At 65.1% G+C, this 17,431-nt stretch carries 17 protein-coding genes; 10 read left to right on the forward strand and 7 right to left on the reverse strand.

Going from position 1 to position 17,431, the window contains the following annotated elements; genetic code table 11:
- Window positions 1–49: 49 nt before the first annotated feature.
- Window positions 50–1,402, forward strand: coding sequence for a hypothetical protein (locus tag AVT10_RS01535; protein ID WP_066687389.1), 1,353 nt, complete (start codon window positions 50–52; stop codon window positions 1,400–1,402).
- Here AVT10_RS01535 and AVT10_RS01540 read toward each other — a convergent pair.
- Window positions 1,399–1,767: a tRNA-binding protein gene (locus AVT10_RS01540; RefSeq protein ID WP_066687391.1), complete on the reverse strand. Its 369-nt coding sequence runs from the start codon at window positions 1,765–1,767 to the stop codon at window positions 1,399–1,401. The two genes, AVT10_RS01535 and AVT10_RS01540, sit on opposite strands and share 4 nt — an antisense overlap.
- 62 nt (window positions 1,768–1,829) lie before the next feature.
- On the opposite strand from AVT10_RS01540, the gene AVT10_RS01545 reads away from it, so the two are divergent.
- From AVT10_RS01545 to AVT10_RS01555, 3 genes are all read left to right on the forward strand, one after another.
- On the forward strand, window positions 1,830–2,186 hold the full coding sequence (locus AVT10_RS01545; protein WP_066687393.1) for an FtsB family cell division protein: 357 nt from the start codon (window positions 1,830–1,832) through the stop codon (window positions 2,184–2,186).
- A 102-nt stretch (window positions 2,187–2,288) separates the two neighbouring features.
- The gene (gene pdhA, locus AVT10_RS01550) at window positions 2,289–3,338 is read left to right on the forward strand and encodes a pyruvate dehydrogenase (acetyl-transferring) E1 component subunit alpha (RefSeq protein ID WP_066687398.1); all 1,050 of its coding nucleotides are present in this window, start codon (window positions 2,289–2,291) and stop codon (window positions 3,336–3,338) included.
- Window position 3,339: 1 nt separating this feature from the next.
- Entirely contained in the window at window positions 3,340–4,779 is a 1,440-nt protein-coding gene (locus AVT10_RS01555) for a pyruvate dehydrogenase complex E1 component subunit beta (RefSeq protein ID WP_066687404.1), read from the forward strand.
- Window positions 4,780–4,889: 110 nt separating this feature from the next.
- Here AVT10_RS01555 and AVT10_RS01560 read toward each other — a convergent pair whose 3' ends face one another.
- From AVT10_RS01560 to AVT10_RS01570, 3 genes are read right to left on the reverse strand one after another with little or no spacing between them, the layout of a single operon-like run.
- Window positions 4,890–5,564 (reverse strand): TadE/TadG family type IV pilus assembly protein, encoded by a 675-nt coding sequence (locus tag AVT10_RS01560; protein ID WP_066687407.1) that lies wholly within the window; start codon window positions 5,562–5,564, stop codon window positions 4,890–4,892.
- Window positions 5,561–6,112 carry a TadE/TadG family type IV pilus assembly protein gene (locus tag AVT10_RS01565; RefSeq protein ID WP_066687410.1) on the reverse strand — a complete coding sequence of 184 codons (552 nt, stop codon included), beginning with the start codon at window positions 6,110–6,112 and terminating at the stop codon, window positions 5,561–5,563. Before AVT10_RS01565 ends, AVT10_RS01560 begins: the two co-directional genes overlap by 4 nt.
- A gap of 26 nt (window positions 6,113–6,138) precedes the next feature.
- On the reverse strand, window positions 6,139–8,115 hold the full coding sequence (locus tag AVT10_RS01570) for a TadE/TadG family type IV pilus assembly protein (protein ID WP_066687416.1): 1,977 nt from the start codon (window positions 8,113–8,115) through the stop codon (window positions 6,139–6,141).
- A 109-nt stretch (window positions 8,116–8,224) separates the two neighbouring features.
- On the opposite strand from AVT10_RS01570, the gene AVT10_RS01575 reads away from it, so the two are divergent.
- The 4 genes from AVT10_RS01575 to AVT10_RS01590 are packed head-to-tail and all read left to right on the forward strand — an operon-like array spanning window position 8,225 to window position 11,651.
- Window positions 8,225–8,863, forward strand: a complete 639-nt coding sequence (locus AVT10_RS01575) for a squalene/phytoene synthase family protein (RefSeq protein WP_066687418.1) — start codon at window positions 8,225–8,227, stop codon at window positions 8,861–8,863.
- Window positions 8,864–8,903: 40 nt separating this feature from the next.
- Entirely contained in the window at window positions 8,904–9,368 is a 465-nt protein-coding gene (locus AVT10_RS01580) for an EF-hand domain-containing protein (protein ID WP_066687420.1), read from the forward strand.
- A 32-nt stretch (window positions 9,369–9,400) separates the two neighbouring features.
- Window positions 9,401–9,844 (forward strand): MerR family transcriptional regulator, encoded by a 444-nt coding sequence (locus tag AVT10_RS01585; protein WP_084401208.1) that lies wholly within the window; start codon window positions 9,401–9,403, stop codon window positions 9,842–9,844.
- Between the two features lie 4 nt (window positions 9,845–9,848).
- Window positions 9,849–11,651 carry an acyl-CoA dehydrogenase C-terminal domain-containing protein gene (locus AVT10_RS01590; protein ID WP_066687425.1) on the forward strand — a complete coding sequence of 601 codons (1,803 nt, stop codon included), beginning with the start codon at window positions 9,849–9,851 and terminating at the stop codon, window positions 11,649–11,651.
- 122 nt (window positions 11,652–11,773) lie between these two features.
- Here the strand turns inward: AVT10_RS01590 and purC are convergent, their stop codons facing one another.
- From purC to AVT10_RS01605, 3 genes are all read right to left on the reverse strand, one after another.
- Window positions 11,774–12,553, reverse strand: coding sequence for a phosphoribosylaminoimidazolesuccinocarboxamide synthase (purC, locus tag AVT10_RS01595; protein ID WP_066687427.1), 780 nt, complete (start codon window positions 12,551–12,553; stop codon window positions 11,774–11,776).
- 94 nt (window positions 12,554–12,647) lie between these two features.
- Window positions 12,648–13,454: a hypothetical protein gene (locus tag AVT10_RS01600; RefSeq protein WP_066687429.1), complete on the reverse strand. Its 807-nt coding sequence runs from the start codon at window positions 13,452–13,454 to the stop codon at window positions 12,648–12,650.
- 53 nt (window positions 13,455–13,507) lie between these two features.
- Complete coding sequence (locus tag AVT10_RS01605; RefSeq protein WP_066687432.1) at window positions 13,508–14,344, reverse strand: alpha/beta hydrolase family protein; 837 nt, start codon at window positions 14,342–14,344, stop codon at window positions 13,508–13,510.
- A 182-nt stretch (window positions 14,345–14,526) separates the two neighbouring features.
- Here AVT10_RS01605 and AVT10_RS01610 point away from each other — a divergent pair, with 182 nt between their 5' ends.
- Window positions 14,527–15,108 carry a TetR/AcrR family transcriptional regulator gene (locus tag AVT10_RS01610; RefSeq protein ID WP_126014137.1) on the forward strand — a complete coding sequence of 194 codons (582 nt, stop codon included), beginning with the start codon at window positions 14,527–14,529 and terminating at the stop codon, window positions 15,106–15,108.
- A gap of 60 nt (window positions 15,109–15,168) precedes the next feature.
- The gene (gene parC / locus AVT10_RS01615) at window positions 15,169–17,421 is read left to right on the forward strand and encodes a DNA topoisomerase IV subunit A (protein ID WP_066687438.1); all 2,253 of its coding nucleotides are present in this window, start codon (window positions 15,169–15,171) and stop codon (window positions 17,419–17,421) included.
- Window positions 17,422–17,431 lie beyond the last annotated feature (10 nt).

Here is a 17,431-nt window from a genome sequence, read left to right on the forward strand (position 1 = left end):
GGGTCGTGGTTAACCGGTTCGTAGCTTCGATACCGCTAGGCGGGTGGGGATGACCGATCCGAGCGACCGCGATCCGCTTTTCCCGCCGGCCGAAGGGTGGCGGTACTGTGTCGTCCGCGCGGCCGTGGTTGCCGTCGCCTTGGCGCTGGCGATCTTCGGGCTGTTCCAATGGATGGCGATGGCCAGCCTGAGCGTCGACCGGAACAGCTTGGTGCAGCCGGTCGTGGCGGCCTTTGCCCATGGGGCGCTGGATGCCGATGCAAGCTGGCTGCATGGCAATACCGAGATCGGATCGCATCAATATAATGACTGCCTGATCCTGTTTCAGGCGATGGACGACCGGGCACCGGCACGGTTGCGCGCGATCAGTCCGTTATCGGTGCCGGTCGACACCGACAATAGCTGCGCGACGTTGCAGGGGTTTGCCGAAGGACGGGTCGAGCCGCCGCGGCGTTTCTATCACCAGTATCTGCATGGCCATACGACGCTGGCGCGGTGGCTGGTCCCGGAGCTGGGGGTGGCGGGGCTGCGCGGGCTGTACAAATTGCTGGCGACGCTGCTGGTTTTGGCGGGGATTGGCTACGCGCTGATGGGGCTGGCCGGCGGTGCGCGGGCGGCGGGGGCATGGCTGGCGATCTTCGTGGTGTTCGCACGCTGGTTCGGGTTGGAGTCGTTCGGGCAGTCGCTGGGCCATGGGCCGGCGGACTTGGTATTCCTCGCCTTCCTGCTGTTCCTGGCGCGCGGATCGGCGGAGCGGCCGCTGGGCGCGCGAGCGGTCGCGGTCGGGGCGGCGGTGTTCGGCGCGCTGACCGTCCAGTTCGAGTTTCTGACCGGGGGACTGCCGCTGGGCCTCGCCATCGTGCTCGGCGCGGTGCCGCTGGCGTTGCCGGAGCGTGAAGGAAGCCCGCGAGCCTGGATCGACGCGGTGGTCGCCTATGGCATGGCGGCGGTCACGACGATGGTCGCCAAGCTGGTGCTGGTCGCTATGGCCTTTCCGGCCGGGGCGTTCGGCGCCATCGAGCATCAGCTGCTGTTCCGGGTCGGGCTGGAACAGGCATCTCGGCGCGATACGGCGGTCGGCGCCGCGGAGTTCGTCACGCACCTCTGGGCCGGGCTGGAAGGGATGGCATCGGGCATGCACCTTCTGGTGCTCGGGTCGCTGCTGATCGCACTGGTCGCGGGCGGCTGGGGCTATCGGCAGTTGCGGTTGTCGGCGGAGGCGGGGGAGAGGTTCCGCGCGGGCGCGCTGGCCGCGTCGCTGCTGGTGCCGCCGCTGTGGCTGGTTCTGTTCTGGCAGCACAGCGCGGAACATGCATGGTTCATGGACCGCATCCTGAGCTGGGACATCGCCGGCGGCATGGCGCTGTTCGCGCTGGCGTTGCGGCGCGCGCGCGCTGCCTAGAACAGTCGTCCGCCGTCCGGGACGCGCTGGTCGGGGGCGAACAGGACGACCGCGCCGGCTTCGTCCGGGAAGCCGAGCGTCAGCACCTCGGACACGAACTTGCCGATCTGGCGCGGTGGGAAATTGACCACCGCGGCGACCTGTCGTCCGATCAGCCGTTCACAGTCATAATGTTCGGTGATCTGGGCGCTCGATTTCTTCCGGCCGATCACCGGCCCGAAATCGATCAGCAGCTTGATCGCCGGCTTGCGGGCTTCGGGATAGGGTTCGGCCGACAGGATGGTGCCGACGCGGATGTCGACCTTCAGGAACGTGTCGAAATCGGTCGGGTCGGTCAGCTTGGCGGGATCGTGGAGAAGGTGCATATCGGCTCGGTTCGCTGTACATACGGCTTGCGTGGAAACGGGCTATACACGACATACGCGCGATGCCGCGACCCTCGCCCCTTCGCCAGATGCTCAAGCGTGCCGGATGGCCGGCGCTGGTGATCCTCGTGATGGGATTCTTCGCCTATCACGCGGTATTGGGGCCGAACGGGGTGCTGGCCTATCGCGATTATCAGCGCAAGCTGACCGTGCGGAAGGCGCAATATGCCTGTCTGGAAAAGGTGCGCGCCGACCTGCGCAACCGGGTCGAGCTGCTCGATCCGCGCCATGCCGATCCCGACATGGTCGACGAACTGGTCCGGCGGAAGCTGAACGTCGCCCATCCGGACGAGTTCATCGTGCCGATCACGGGCGAGCAGGCGGCGCGGACCCGGTGCGGAATCCGGCTGGACGACTGATTTCCGCAGCGTAAGCGGCGCCCCGTCGGTTGCGCGGGGGGATAAATCGCGTCATAGGCGGCGCTCCTAACCCAATCCTTTCAGGAACGAGGCATCCGAACCGTGGCAAAAGCACCGGCGCAAGGCCGCACCAGCGAACCCGTCATTCCCAATCGCGAACGGCCGGGGGAGCCAAAGCGGTACGAAGCGTCGAAAGAGGAACTGCTTTCCTTCTACAAGGAAATGCTGCTGATCCGTCGTTTCGAGGAGAAGGCGGGGCAATTGTACGGCCTTGGCCTGATCGGTGGTTTCTGCCACCTGTATATCGGCCAGGAAGCCGTCGCCGTCGGGCTGCAGTCGGCGCTCGAATCCGGCAAGGATTCGGTCATCACCGGCTATCGCGACCATGGCCACATGCTCGCCTATGGCATCGATCCCAAGGTCATCATGGCCGAACTGACCGGGCGTGAAGCCGGCATCAGCCGCGGCAAGGGCGGGTCGATGCACATGTTCTCGACCGAGCATAAATTCTATGGCGGCCACGGCATCGTCGGTGCGCAGGTGTCGCTGGGCGCGGGTCTCGCGTTCGGGCACAAGTACAGCAACGACGGCGGCGTCTGCATGGCCTATTTCGGCGATGGCGCCGCGAACCAGGGCCAGGTGTACGAATCGTTCAACATGGCCGAGCTGTGGAAGCTCCCGATCATCTTCGTGATCGAGAACAACCAGTATGCCATGGGCACCAGCGTCAACCGCGCATCGTCGGAAGACCAGCTGTACAAGCGCGGCGAAAGCTTCCGCATTCCGGGCATCCAGGTCGACGGCATGGACGTGCTGGCGTGCCGCGGCGCTGCCGAAACGGCGCTCGAATGGGTGCGCGCGGGCAAGGGGCCGATCATCCTCGAGATGAAGACCTATCGCTATCGCGGCCACTCGATGTCCGACCCGGCCAAGTATCGCAGCCGCGACGAAGTGCAGGCGGTCCGCGACAAGTCCGACCCGATCGAAGGGCTGAAGCGCGAGTTGGAAGCCGCCGGCGTCACCGAAGCCGATCTGAAGACGATCGAGCAGGACATCCGCAAGGTCGTCAACGAAGCCGCCGACTTTGCCGAAAGCGCGCCCGAGCCGAACCCGGAAGAACTGTACACCGACGTGCTGGTGGAGACCTACTGAGATGCCGATCGAACTGAAGATGCCGGCGCTGTCGCCCACGATGGAAGAAGGCACGCTGGCCAAGTGGCTCGTCAAGGAAGGCGACACGGTCAAGTCGGGCGACATCATGGCCGAGATCGAGACCGACAAGGCGACGATGGAATTCGAAGCCGTCGATGAGGGCACGATCGCCAAGATCGTGGTCGCCGAAGGCACCGACAATGTGAAGGTCGGCGCGGTCATCGCGATCCTGGCGGCCGAAGGCGAGGATGTCGACGCGGCCAAGTCGGCGCAGCCGACCGAGGCACGCGCGGGCGACGCCGCCGTTGCCACGCCCAAGGCCGACGAGAAGAACGACGACAAGGCGCCGCCGACGCCGGAAGGCACGTCGCAGCAGCACGCCGAGACCGGCGCGCGCCAGCTGTTCGACGCCGCCGACCAGGAAGGCGAGACCGCTCCCGAGATCCCAGAAGGGACCGAGATGGTCAAGACCACGGTCCGCGACGCGCTGCGCGACGCGATGGCCGAGGAAATGCGTGCCGACGACCGCGTGTTCGTGATGGGCGAGGAAGTCGCCGAATATCAGGGCGCGTACAAGGTCACGCAGGGTCTGCTCGCCGAATTCGGCGACCGTCGCGTCATCGACACGCCGATCACCGAGTACGGCTTTGCCGGCATCGGCACCGGTGCGGCGATGGGCGGCCTGCGCCCGGTCATCGAATTCATGACGTTCAACTTCGCCATGCAGGCGATCGACCACATCATCAATTCGGCGGCCAAGACCAACTATATGTCGGGCGGCCAGATGCGCTGCCCGATCGTGTTCCGCGGGCCCAACGGTGCGGCGAGCCGCGTGGGGGCCCAGCACTCGCAGAACTACGGCCCGTGGTACGCCAGCGTTCCCGGCCTGATCGTGATCGCGCCCTATGACGCGGCCGATGCGAAGGGGCTGCTGAAGGCCGCGATCCGCTCGACCGACCCGGTCGTCTTTCTAGAAAACGAACTGATGTACGGCCGTTCGTTCGACGTGCCCAAGCTCGACGATTTCGTCCTGCCGATCGGCAAGGCGCGGATCATGAAGCCGGGCAAGGACGTGACGATCGTCAGCTATTCGATCGGCGTGGGCCTCGCGCTCGAAGCCGCCGAGAAGCTGGCCGGCGAGGGCATCGACGCCGAAGTGATCGACCTGCGCACGCTGCGCCCGCTCGACACCAAGACGGTGCTGAAGTCGCTGAAGAAGACCAACCGCCTGGTCGTGGTCGAGGAAGGTTGGCCGACCTGCTCGATCGCGTCGGAAATCGCCGCGGTGGTGATGGAGCAGGGCTTCGACGACCTCGACGCCCCGGTGCTGCGCGTCACCAACGAAGACGTGCCGCTGCCCTATGCCGCCAACCTCGAAAAGCTGGCGCTGATCACCAGCGACAAGGTGGTCGAGGCGGTGAAGAAGGTCACCTACAAGTAATCGGCAATTGCGCCGGGCGATGGGTCCGGCGGTCGTCCCGATGCGGAACGGGCTCCCTTCGCGAGGAAGGGAGCCCGTTTTCGTTGATCCGCTTGGCGAAGCGGCGCCGGTCAGGTGGTGTAGCGGTCGCAGGTCATGCGTTCGTCGGCGCGGGGCGCTGGATCGGTGACCCCTACCGCCAGTTCGCGATTGTCGCGAACGATGTAGGACGCGGTCTGCTGCAACTTCCGGCTGCCGAGGAAGTAGGGCGAGATCAGCGGCTGATAGTCGTAATTGATCTCGACGAAGATCACCGCCGCACCTTCCGGTGCGGTGACCGGCTGGGCCGGGTTGCCCATGCCATGGAACGACGTCCCCGCCGCGCCCCCGTCTCCCTCGCGGCCGTAGCTGGAGTCATAGCCCGCGCCGCGCTTCAGTCCGACGCACCGTTGCCAGTGAATCCATTGCGTGCCGTTCTTCGTCTCCAGGCTGGAGATGGTCACGCGGCCGTTGGTGGTCAGCCGGAAATTCTCGGTCTGCCGGCGCAGCCCTTCGATCACCTCGTTCACGTCGACTTCGCGAAGCTGCTGCGTCGCCATGGTGGTGTCGACACCGACGCGCGAAATATTGTCGGACAGGGTGAGCGTTGCCTGGCTAAGGCGCAGTTGCTGCAAGCCGAAGTTGGACAGTTCGACCGCGTACAGCCCGATCGGCAGTATCACCGGCAGCGACAGGGCGAATTCCATCAGCGCGACGCCGCGACGGTCGCGCCGCCACGCATCGAGCCAGTTTCGGTAGCGTATCATCCGCACCTCGTTTCCGGCGCATCGGCCGCTTGCGAGCCATAGGGCTGGTTCTTCAAACGCGTGCTGGCGCTGATTTCCTGCGTTGTAGGCAGGCCCATGAAGCCGGTCAGGGGGAACAACCGGGGGTAGGTGACGGTCATCGTATAGACGGTGATGTCGTTGGCGCCGCCCTGGCCGCTATTGCCCGGATCGGTGTCCCAGCGATTGTTGTTGTTGATGTCGCTGTAGCATTCGCCAGGGTCATATTGGTTGTTGTGGTTGGCGTCGTCGAACGGCTCGGCGCTGATGTTCGAATAGCTGCGATAGAATTTGCGGCTGCTGGACCAGGTCAGGTTGTTCGCGACGGCACGCATCTGGCGGATGACGGCTTCGTCCAGCGCGGCGGTGGCGGTCGTGGAGGAATTGCCTTCCAACGTTCCGCGACGGCCTGCTGCCTGCACTGCACCGGTCAGGATCGACTGGGCATAGGCGCGGTAGCACAGGTCGAACAGGCCCATCAGCAACAGCAGCATTACCGGCGCCACCAGCGCGAATTCGACGATCGTCACTCCGCGCTGGTCTCGCGCGAACCGCCTCACCGCGACACTCGCAGCTTGGCGATCTGCGCCGCGATGTTGCTGAATGCGGTATTGAGCTGCGCGGTATTCGCCGCCTGAAACGCCCGGCCGCCGGCGGCGCATTGTTCCAGCATCGGGCTGAGGGTCGTGCCGAACGCGATGACCCAGACGGTGATATTCTTGCGGCGCGCGACGTCGCACAACGCGCTCAGACGGTTGGCCACGATGTTGTTCTGTTGCGTATCCGTCGGCATGCCGTTGGTGCGACGCTGGTCGAGCGCGGACAGGCCGTACGCCTCGTAGATCTGCCGCCCGGTATCGGTCTGACCATCCGTCATGAAGATCAGGTGGCGGGAAATTTGGCTTCCGTTCGACGCAGCCGCATTCTCACTCGCGAATAGGCCAGTCGGCGATATGAGGCGAAGACCCCACAAAAATCCGATATCGTGGTACGTGCCGCCGCCAACCTGCAGTTGCTTCACATAGCTAACGAGGTTTCCGCGGTTTGTAACTTGCAGCTTCATGGCCGGACTGGGGCAATAGGCCAGCCGGTTACCGTTGACATTATAGTCGCCGATATTTTGGTAATTCGAACTGGTTCTAACCATTTGGGTTTGCCAGTTGTTTATGTCGTATCGTGCGTACACCAGGAAAGGCAGCCACGGTTTCCACTGTGTTGCCGGATCAGTTGTCGGGACCATGTCGACATCAAGGTCGTAGGCTGCAGCCGGAATCGTCGGGTAAGTGTCCTGCTTAACCGTCTGGCGTTCTTCAATGCACCCCGATGAGGAATTCCAGGAGATATCACGGAATGTGTGATTATTGCCAACTTGCACGCTGATCGTGCCACCACTGACTGTGGGACCACTGCCTTTCAATGGCCTGACGTCATACCTAACCGGCTGATATTTCCAGATGTAGTTTGTCGTTGTGGTGGTGGTCGTTTTCCCCTTGTTCGGGTTCGGTTTGCGGTAGTCGGTCCGCGTCTGGACTGTGTTGCTGAACCAGTCTTCCGTAATCGTACAGATGCCGTTCGACAGCGATGCGGAAAACTTGCTGCCGGTAATCGTCCATCGACTGAACTGGGACTGCCGGCCGTCTGCCGGTCCGGTCCAGTTTCCGTACTCAATCGGCGTCTCTTTATAAGTGTCTCCCGGTCGGACGCAGCTTTCGGCCGGTTGACGCGATATGCGTCGGCCGGTGTCACCGCTTTCCTTCGTCCATCCGGACCAGCCATCCCATACGTACGGATTGTTGTCAGTCGACGTCGAACTGGAATTCGAGGTGCCATCGGGAATTCGTGATTGGTAGGTCCATTCATCAACGACCCATTCGGGTTTCAGCAACATGCCGACATTGACGTTGGAAGAGTAGGGAACAGCACCGTAGCGGACTTGGGTGCCGGTCTTCTTGGCCGATTCCACCGTGTCGTAGAAATTGACGACGGCGTTGCGCAGGCCGGTGATCTTGTTCGTGCTGTCGCCCGGATTAGTGTCCGCCATCGACCCGGTCGTGTCGAGAACGAACATGATGTCGAGGTTCGGGATTTCCAGCTTCGCTTCGCAAGTGACCGAAATGTTGACCGGCGCAAAACCGGCCATTCGCATCAACGTCATCGGCACGGTGGTGCTGGCCGTGCCCGCAACCTGATTCTCGATCGTGCGCACGGGCACGAAGGACGGGGACTGGGACCCCATCATCCCGGCCCTGAAATTGTTGGCGAAGAACGCATGCGCCTGCTGTTGAGCGTTGGTGTCGAAATCGGTGCCGTTCATGAACTTGCGGCCGGCGAGCACACCCGCGTCGCACGCCTGCTGGAGGCGCACCTTCACATAATAGACGCGGGCCGTGTCGATCGCCGATCCGGCCAAGCCGACGAGCGGGATCAGCGAGATCGCCATCATCGCCAGCGTATTGCCGCGGCGATCGCGAGCAAGGCGGCCGAGAATGCCTCCCGCCCGTACCTTGTCCTGCTCGCCTGCCGATCCGCCCATGCCCCGCCCAGTCCATCTGCCATGGCGCGGAGTCGCACCCCGCGCATTTCACAGGCTTTCATGCCCGAGTGGGGTTGACGGATGTTTAATAGGCAGGCTGATCGCCGCGATGCACCATGATCCCGAACGCGACCTCGCCCTCGCCTATGCCCCCGATGACGGCCGCCGTGCCGCGCTGTCCGCGCTGCTGGCGCTGGATGCGGCGATGGGCGATGTCATCCGCTCGACGACGCAGCCAGCGCTGGGGCAGATCCGCCTGGCATGGTGGCGCGAGCAGTTGGCGAAGCTCGACTCCGCCCCGCCGCCGGCGATGCCGGTGTTGGAAGCGCTGGCTGCCGACGTGCTGCCACGCGGCGTGACCGGAGTCGATCTGTCGAGGATCGTCGACGGCTGGGATGTGTTGATCGAGGAAGAGGCGCTGGACGACGACGCTCTCGACCGGTTCGGGGCGGGGCGGGGCGGTGTCCTGTTCGCGGCTGCGACCAGGGTGCTGGGCGGTGACCGCGCGGCGGCCGAGCGACTCGGGCGGGGATGGGCGTTGTTCGACCTGGCGCGGCACCAGAGCGATGCGGCGACCGCTGCGAGGGCGGATCGGCTGGCGGGTGAGGCGCTGGCCGGATCGCTGCGCGGGGCGGCGCGTCCGTTGGGGATGCTGGCACTGTCCGCACGGCTGGAACTCGCAGGGGTGCCGCAGGGCGGCCCGAAGCGCGCCGCGCGGCTGATGTGGTTCGGGCTTGCCGGACGGTGATCGCTGGCGTGTAACGGGGTGAACTTCGGGGGAGCGGGCGATGTGGCGATTCTTGGCGGGGGTGGGGTCGGCGCTGGCGCTGGTCGCGGCGGGGCTGTTCCTGTTTCGCAGCGATGCGGCGGTGGAGAAACTGCCGCCGCCGCCAAAGGTGACGGCATCCACCGCCGGCATCGATACCCCGCTTGCCGATGATCCACCGGCAGCGACGCAGCGCACGCGCGAGCAGAAGCGTTTCGACCGGTATGACAAGGATCGCGACGGCCGCATCACCCGCGACGAATATCTGGCGTCGCGGCGCAAGGCCTATGCGAAGCTCGACACCAATGGCGACGGGCGGCTGAGCTTCGACGAATGGGCCGCCAAGACGACGACCAAGTTCGCAACCGCCGACAAGGGGCGCGACGGAACGCTGGATGCGGCCGAATTCGCGACGACGGCGGTGAAGCGCAAGCCTGCGCGGCGGGCCGACTGCCCGCCCGCGCCTCCACCTGCAGACGAAGGTTGACGTTCACGTCAACGTAAACTAGGTTTATGGGCATGGAAGCATCTCCTGCCCAGACCATCGAATCGACCGAGGCCGACCGTTTCTCGATCACCGACCTGTGCAACGAGTTCGGCGTGACGGCGCGGGCGCTGCGCTTCTATGAGGATGAGGGGCTGATCGCGCCGGAACGACGTGGTCTGGCGCGCATCTATTCGCAGCGCGACCGCGTGCGTCTCGCCTGGATCCTTCGCGGCAAGCGGGTCGGGTTCAGCCTCGCCGAAATTCGCGAGATGATCGACCTGTACGATATCGGCGACGGCCGCGTCGTGCAGCGACAGGTGACGGTCCAGAAATGCCGCGACCGGATCGCCCTGCTCGAAAACCAGCGGCGCGATATCGATGCTGCCATCGCCGAACTCAGCGACTTCGTGACCACGATCGAAGCGCTCCCCTTGCAGGCCGCCCCGTCAGAGGGCGCATCCCCGGAGAAGGATTGACCCCATGCCCAGCTACACCCCGCCGGTCCGCGACACGCGCTTCATCCTCGACCATGTCCTGAAGATCGGCGACCATGCCGCGCTGCCGGGCTTCGCCAATGCCACGCCCGATACCGTGGAGGCGGTGCTGGAAGAGGGGGGGCGCTTCGTTGCCGAAGTGCTGTTCCCGCTCAACGCATCGGGTGACCAGCAGGGCTGTACCCGTCATGCCGATGGCAGCGTGACGACGCCTGAGGGGTTCAAGGATGCCTATCGCCGTTTCATCGAATCGGGCTGGGGCACGCTGTCGGCACCGGAGCAGTTCGGCGGGCAGGCGATGCCGCATGTCGTGGCGACCGCGTTCGAGGAATATCTGATTTCGGCCAACATGGCCTTTGCCATGTATCCGGGGCTGACCCATGGCGCGATTGCCGCGCTGCTGGTGAAGGGCAGCCCCGAACAGCAGGCGATGTACGTGCCCAAGATGGTGTCGGGCGAATGGGGCGGCACCATGAACCTGACCGAGCCGCAATGCGGCACCGATCTGGGCCTTATCAAGACGCGCGCAGTGCCGAACGACGACGGGTCGTGGGCGATCACCGGCACCAAGATCTTCATCTCGTCGGGCGAGCATGACCTGACCGACAACATCATCCACCTCGTCCTAGCCAAGACGCCGGGCGCGCCGGAAAGCTCGAAGGGGATTTCGCTGTTCGTGGTGCCCAAGTTCCTGGTGAACGAGGACGGGTCGCTGGGTGATCGCAATCCGGTCAGCTGCGGTTCGATCGAACACAAGATGGGCATCCACGCCAATTCGACCTGCGTCATGAACTATGACGGGGCGAAGGGCTGGCTGGTCGGCGAGGAGATGAAGGGCCTTGCCGCCATGTTCATCATGATGAACGCCGCGCGGCTGGGTGTCGGGTTGCAGGGGCTGGGCGTGGCGGAAACCGCGTACCAGAACGCGGTGATCTATGCCGGCGACCGGCGGCAGGGGCGGGCGCTGACCGGCCCGAACGAGCCGGGCGAGAAGGCCGATACGCTGTTCGTCCATCCCGATGTCCGCCGGATGCTGATGGAGGGGAAGGCGCTCACCGAGGGGCTGCGCGCGCTGTGCCTGTGGGGCGCGTTGCAGGTCGACCTCGCGCATATGAGCGAGGACGCGGCGGCGCGTGAGCTGGCCGACGATCTGGTCGGGCTGCTGACCCCGGTCATCAAGGGCTATGGCACCGACAAGGGCTATGACGTCGCGACCAACGCGCAACAGGTCTATGGCGGCCATGGCTACATTGCCGAATGGGGCATGGAGCAGTATGTCCGCGATGCCCGGATCGCGATGATCTATGAAGGCACCAACGGCGTGCAGGCGATGGACCTGGTCGGGCGCAAGCTGGCGCAGAATGGCGGGCGCGCGATCCAGCATTTCTTCCGTATCGTCGCGGAAGAGATCGCGACCGCCAAGGGTGCCGACGCGACGCGCGACTTCGCCGAGCGTCTGGAGCGCGGACTCAAGGACCTGCAGGCGGCGACGATGTGGTTCATGGGCAATGGCATGCAGAACCCGAACCATGTCGGGGCGGGCGCGCATTCCTACATGCACATCATGGGCATCGTCGCGACGGGCCTGATGTGGCTGCGGATGCTGACGGCGGCGGAAGCGCTGGCCGCGGCGGGCGAGGGCGATCCGGCGTTCATCGAGGCCAAGCGGGTGACCGCGCGCTTCTATGCCGAGCGGATCATTCCGGACACCGGCGCGCTGCGGCGGAAGATCGAAGGCGGGGCCGATGCGGTGATGGCGCTCGACCCGGCGCTGTTCGCGCGGGGGTAAGGGGTTTCACAAACATGTACCCCCGCGCAGGCGGGGGTCCAAGGTCGCAACCGGCACGTTGGCGTGTCGGGCTCTGGACCCCCGCCTGCGCGGGGGTACGTCATGTTGCAGGCGTTGTAGCCTTACTTCTCGCGCTTCTTGCGATGTGTCTCAAGGTCGAGCACCGCCGAATCCGCGCCTTCCGGCAACAGACCAAGCCGCCGCGCGACTTCCTGATACGCCTCGACCTCACCACCGAGGTCACGACGGAAGCGATCCTTGTCGAGCTTTTCGTTAGTGGTCATGTCCCACAACCGGCAGCCATCGGGGCTGATTTCGTCGGCCAAAATGATCCGGCTGAAATCATTGTCCCAAATGCGACCGAATTCGAGCTTGAAGTCGACCAGGCGGATGCCGATCCCGGCGAACAGGCCCGACAGGAAATCGTTCACCCGGATCGCCATGTCGGCCATCTCGTGCAGTTCGTCCTGCGCCGCCCAGCCGAAGCACAGGATATGTTCGTCCGACACCATCGGATCGCCGAGTGCGTCGTCCTTGTAATAATATTCGATGATCGTGCGCGGAAGCTGCTGGCCCTCCTCGATACCCAGCCGCTTGCTGATCGAACCGGCCGCGACATTGCGTACCACGACCTCGATCGGCACGATCTCGACCTGCCGGATCAGCTGCTCGCGCATGTTCAGGCGCCGGATGAAGTGGGTCGGCACGCCGATATTGCCGAGCAGCGTGAAGACATGCTCGGAAATCCGGTTGTTCAGCACGCCCTTGCCGTTGATCGTGCCCTTTTTCTGGGCGTTGAAGGCGGTGGCGTCGTCCTTGAAATACTGGATCAGCGTACCCGGTTCCGGACCCTCATAAAGGATCTTTGCCTTGCCTTCGTAGATCTGGCGGCGGCGAGCCATGCGATTCCCTTCAACGAAACGGCATGGGCCAGAGCGATTATGTCCGGCCCCCTGCGGAAAGCCGCCGCATAGCCGAAGGGGGCCGCTCGCGCAATCAGCCCGCGAGGGGGACCCGCTTCGGCAGCAGCGGCCGGACGCGGCGCCACAGCAGCAATCCGAGCAACGCCAGCGCCAAGGGCGGCAGGGTAAGGCCGATCAGGGCAAGTGCGGTGCCGATGGTCCAGCGCGCCGAGGCGACCGACAGGTCGGCGGCGCGGGTGAAGGGCGATGCCGGATCGAAGCTGCGGATCGCCTCGCCCGATCGATAGTCGAACACCACCGGCGTTGCGGCAAGCGCGGGCCGCTGTTCGGCGATGGCGGCGCCAGCCTCCCGTTCCGATCCGACGGCGGCGGCGCGTTGTCGTTCCAGTTCGGCGCGGGCTTCGCGACTGGTAGTGCCGCTGCGGGCGTCGATCGCCGAGCGGTCGGCGGTTGCGGCATCGCGCGCCTGTGCCAGCTGGTCGATCTTCGCGCCGGCGTCTTCGCCGGTGATTTCTGAATCGAGCAGCATGCCCTCGGCACCTTCGACCCCGCGAATACCGTCGCGCCCGAAGCTGCGGGCAAGTTCCGGGGCAAGCGAGAAGCCGAGCATTGCGGAAATCTCGTTATCCTCGCTGCGGGTATAGCGCATCGCGGTGATCCGGCAGCGCGCGATGCCGAGCCGTTCGCAGGCGGCGGCATGCGCCTCCTGCACGGCGGCGATCCGTGCGGCGGGCAGGCGGAAGCCGTAGCGATAGCTGAAGGCGACACCGGGTGCGGCGGTGACGTCGACGCCGGGGGCGGCCTGTTCGGACGGGTCGCCGGGCGCTTGGCTGCAACCGGCAACGACCAGCAGGGCGAATAAGGAAGCGCGATATCGCATGATCCACCTTTGCCTTAATTGAGGCCAAAATGTGGCTCAATCATGGCAATGTGTCAAATTTCCAGTTGTCTGCCGGGAGATGCAGCGCGCCAGACAAGGTTGATCGCCGCCTCCCAGGCCGGCGTTCCGGGGGAGATCAGCTCGACATGGCCCGTATCGGCGACCTCGTGGACGGTGACCTCGTCACCCTTCTCCTGCGCCATAGTGGCAAAGGCCGGCGCCATCCGTGCCGGCACGATCCGGTCGTCGCGTCCGTTGAGAAGGTCGACCGGCACGCCGATCGGAAGCAGGCACGGCACCGACGTGTCGGCGAAGCGATCGGGCCGGTCGCCGACCAAGCGGGCGATGACATCGGTGCCGCAACCATTGTCGGGGCTCGATTCGACTGCGGCCAGATCGGGCAGGCCGCCCAGGCTGACGACATGGGCGATCGGCAGCGGGTCGCCGTCCGCCAGCACGCTCCCGACCGGCAGGCGGTGGCGGGCAGCAAGCCACAAGGCAAGATGACCGCCCGCCGAATGTCCGACCGCGACGACCCGCGACAGGTCGAGGTGACAGGCATCGGCATGGTCGCGCAGCAGGTCGGCCGCTGCGGCGACGTCGCGGAAGGTGCCCGGATAGCCGCCTCCGTCGCGGTCGACTCCGCGATAGTCGATGTTCCACACCGCAAAGCCCCGGTCGCGCAGGTCGCCTGCGGCCCAGTCCATCAGCCGCCGGTCGGCGATCGCGCTCTGCCAGCATCCACCATGAACCATCAGGATCGTCGGCCAGCGGCCCTTTGTCGTGCCCTTCGGCAGCCACAGATCGACCACCTGCAAACTGTCGCCGCCGTAGCGGAAAACATGATCCGGTTCGGATCGGGGGCGCCCGGTCAGGTCGGGCCAGGTCATCGGAACCCAGGGACGGTCCGGCGTAACGGATTGTGACATGAAGAAAATCTGCAACAGCCGACAGAAAACAACAATGCTGTCGACAACATCGTATAATAAATTTGTGCGTATCCGGCTGGTTGGGTAAGAAGCGGTTGGGGAAAGACTTTGCTATCCGGGGAGATAGCCGCAGGGGGCGTTGCGTGGGTAGAATTCGTACGATCGAGCGGGACAAGCTGTTGGACGCTGCCGAGGCGGTAACGATGGAAAAGGGGCCGGCCGGCCTGACCATCGCCGCCGTTGCCGAACGCATGGGCATCACCAATGGCGGGGTACAGTACAGCTTTCGCAGCAAGGAATCGCTGATCGCGGCGATGTTCGAACGCTGGCAGGAAGAATATGCCGAACACATGATCGAACTGGGTGCGGTGCCGGACGATGAAGTGTCACGGATCCGGGCACATATTGCCTATGGTTCGAACTATGACGACCGGTCGCGGCGGGGCGCGCCGACGCTGCTCGTCTCGCTGCTCAATTCGCCACAGCACATGGTGCAGGTGCGGCGCTGGTATCGCAATCGATTGGATGCGATCGACGTGTCGACCGACGAGGGGCGCTGGCTGCGGCTCGCCTTTCTGGCGATGGAAGGGGCGTTCCTGATGCGCCTGTTCGGCCTGGTCGAGATGGACAGCGACGAGTGGCGCTCGATCGTCGCCGATGTCTGGGCATTGTGCGACGGAAAACTGCCGCAGGCGCAGGACGCTCCGGGCCGACAGGCCGCCTGATCCCGGTTCGTTCCATTTCGCCCCTCGCAGGGGTCGCATTCCCCTGCTATCGCATCCGCGATGGCAAGTGATCTGACCGACCCCGCGACGCCGATCGGCGTGTTCGACGCACCGTTTGACAGCGCCCTGTCCGAACGATATCTCGTCTATGCGCTGTCGACGATCACCGCCCGGTCGCTGCCCGACGTCCGCGACGGGTTGAAGCCGGTGCACCGCCGCCTGCTATGGGCGATGCGGCTGCTGAAGCTGGACCCCGCATCGGGGTACAAGAAATGCGCGCGCGTCGTCGGCGACGTGATCGGCAAATACCACCCGCATGGCGACCAGTCGGTCTATGACGCGATGGTCCGCCTCGCGCAGGATTTCGCGCTGCGCTACCCGCTGGTCGACGGGCAGGGCAATTTCGGCAATATCGACGGCGATAATGCCGCTGCGTACCGGTATACCGAGGCACGGCTGACGCAGGTCGCGATCGACCTGATGGCGGGCCTGGACGAAGACGCGACCGATTTCCGCCCCACCTATAATGGCGAGGAGCAGGAGCCGGAGCTGTTCCCCGGCATGTTCCCCAACCTGCTGGCCAATGGTGCCAGCGGGATCGCGGTCGGCATGGCGACCAGCGTGCCGCCGCACAATGCCGCCGAATTGTTCGACGCGGCGATCGTGCTGGTCGATCAGCCCGAGGCGGACGACGCGGCGGTGCTGGCGCATGTCCGGGGGCCGGATTTCCCGACCGGCGGCATCGTGGTCGATTCGCCCGCAGCGATCCGCGAATCCTATGCCACCGGACGCGGTGGCTTCCGGGTGCGCGCCCGGCACGAGATCGAGCGGGAAAAGGGCGGCGGCTGGCAGATCGTCATCACCGAAATTCCCTACGGCGTGCAGAAGGGCAAGCTGATCGAACAGATCGCGGCGCTGATCAACGACAAGAAGCTGCCGATCCTGACCGATGTCCGCGACGAATCGGATGCCGAGATCCGCATCGTGCTCGAACCGCGCAGCCGGACCGTCGACCCACAGGTGCTGATGGACGGGCTGTTCCGCCTGACCGACCTCGAAACGCGGGTGCCGCTCAACCTCAACGTTCTGGACAAGGACCGCACCCCGCGCGTGATGCCGCTGCGCGAGGCGTTGAAGGCGTGGGTCGATCACCAGTTCGTCGTGCTGCGCCGGCGCAGCGAACACCGGCTGGCGAAGATCGCCGACCGGATCGAGCTGCTCGACGGCTATCTTGCCGCCTATCTCAACCTCGACCGGGTGATCGCGATCATCCGGACCGAGGACGAACCGAAACCGGTGCTGATCGCCGAGTTCAGCCTGACCGACCGGCAGGCGGAGGCGATCCTCAACATGCGGCTGCGCTCCCTGCGCAAGCTGGAGGAAATGGAAATCCGCGGCGAGCGGGCGAAGCTGGAAAAGGAGCAGGCCGAACTGACCCTGCTGCTGTCGAGCGATGCGCGGCAGCGCACCCGGATGAAGCGCGACCTGACCAGGATGCGCGACCGCTACGGCCATGAAACGCCGCTGGGCAAGCGCCGGACGACGGTCGAGGAAGCCGCCCCCGCGCGCGAAATCCCGGCCGAGGCGATGATCGAGCGCGAGCCGCTGACCGTCATCCTGTCGCAGCGCGGCTGGGTACGGGCGCTGCGCGGCCATGTCGACCTGGCCTCGGCCGATACCGCGCGGTTCAAGGAAGGCGACGGGCCGGCCTTCGCCTTCCATGCGCATACCACCGACAAGCTGTTGCTGGCGACCGATGGCGGACGTTTCTACACGCTGGGCGCGGACAAGCTGCCGGGCGGGCGCGGCTTTGGCGAACCGGTGCGCGCGATGATCGACCTCGATGGCGATGCACGGATCGTCGGACTGTCGCGGGCGGCGGCGTCCGACCGGCTGTTGCTGGCGGCGACCGACGGGCGCGGCTTCGCGGTCCGGGTGGCCGATGTGCTGGCCGAGACGCGCAAGGGCAAGCAGGTCATGTCGCCGCGTCCGGGCGCGAAGCTGAAGGTCGTCCGCCCGATCGCGGCGGAGGACGATTATGTCGCGTCGATCGGCGACAACCGCAAGCTGGTGCTGTTCCCGCTGACCGAACTGGCGGAAATGGCGCGTGGGCAGGGGGTGCAGCTGCAACGCTTCCGCGATGGCGGACTGTCCGATGCACGCACGCTACGCTTTGCCGACGGGCTGCACTGGACGATGGGCGGCGAGACCGGGCGGATGCGGACCGAAAGCGACCTGTCGCCATGGCGCGCCGCGCGCGGTGCCGCCGGACGGATGCCGCCCAACGGATTTCCCCGCGACAATCGTTTTTGATCGAACCGTA

This window comes from Sphingomonas hankookensis (assembly GCF_001619955.1).
Taxonomy (GTDB): domain Bacteria; phylum Pseudomonadota; class Alphaproteobacteria; order Sphingomonadales; family Sphingomonadaceae; genus Sphingomonas; species Sphingomonas hankookensis_A.

Excerpts from the sequence above, each read along its gene's own strand:
- AVT10_RS01535 (WP_066687389.1), top strand. The coding sequence starts at position 50 with ATGACCGATCCGAGCGACCGCGATCCGCTTTTCCCGCCGGCCGAAGGG.
- AVT10_RS01540 (WP_066687391.1), bottom strand. The coding sequence starts at position 1,767 with ATGCACCTTCTCCACGATCCCGCCAAGCTGACCGACCCGACCGATTTC.
- AVT10_RS01545 (WP_066687393.1), top strand. The coding sequence starts at position 1,830 with ATGCCGCGACCCTCGCCCCTTCGCCAGATGCTCAAGCGTGCCGGATGG.
- AVT10_RS01555 (WP_066687404.1), top strand. The coding sequence starts at position 3,340 with ATGCCGATCGAACTGAAGATGCCGGCGCTGTCGCCCACGATGGAAGAA.
- AVT10_RS01560 (WP_066687407.1), bottom strand. The coding sequence starts at position 5,564 with ATGATACGCTACCGAAACTGGCTCGATGCGTGGCGGCGCGACCGTCGC.
- AVT10_RS01570 (WP_066687416.1), bottom strand. The coding sequence starts at position 8,115 with ATGGGCGGATCGGCAGGCGAGCAGGACAAGGTACGGGCGGGAGGCATT.
- AVT10_RS01575 (WP_066687418.1), top strand. The coding sequence starts at position 8,225 with ATGCACCATGATCCCGAACGCGACCTCGCCCTCGCCTATGCCCCCGAT.
- AVT10_RS01580 (WP_066687420.1), top strand. The coding sequence starts at position 8,904 with ATGTGGCGATTCTTGGCGGGGGTGGGGTCGGCGCTGGCGCTGGTCGCG.
- AVT10_RS01585 (WP_084401208.1), top strand. The coding sequence starts at position 9,401 with ATGGAAGCATCTCCTGCCCAGACCATCGAATCGACCGAGGCCGACCGT.
- AVT10_RS01590 (WP_066687425.1), top strand. The coding sequence starts at position 9,849 with ATGCCCAGCTACACCCCGCCGGTCCGCGACACGCGCTTCATCCTCGAC.
- purC (WP_066687427.1), bottom strand. The coding sequence starts at position 12,553 with ATGGCTCGCCGCCGCCAGATCTACGAAGGCAAGGCAAAGATCCTTTAT.
- AVT10_RS01600 (WP_066687429.1), bottom strand. The coding sequence starts at position 13,454 with ATGCGATATCGCGCTTCCTTATTCGCCCTGCTGGTCGTTGCCGGTTGC.
- AVT10_RS01605 (WP_066687432.1), bottom strand. The coding sequence starts at position 14,344 with ATGACCTGGCCCGACCTGACCGGGCGCCCCCGATCCGAACCGGATCAT.
- parC (WP_066687438.1), top strand. The coding sequence starts at position 15,169 with ATGGCAAGTGATCTGACCGACCCCGCGACGCCGATCGGCGTGTTCGAC.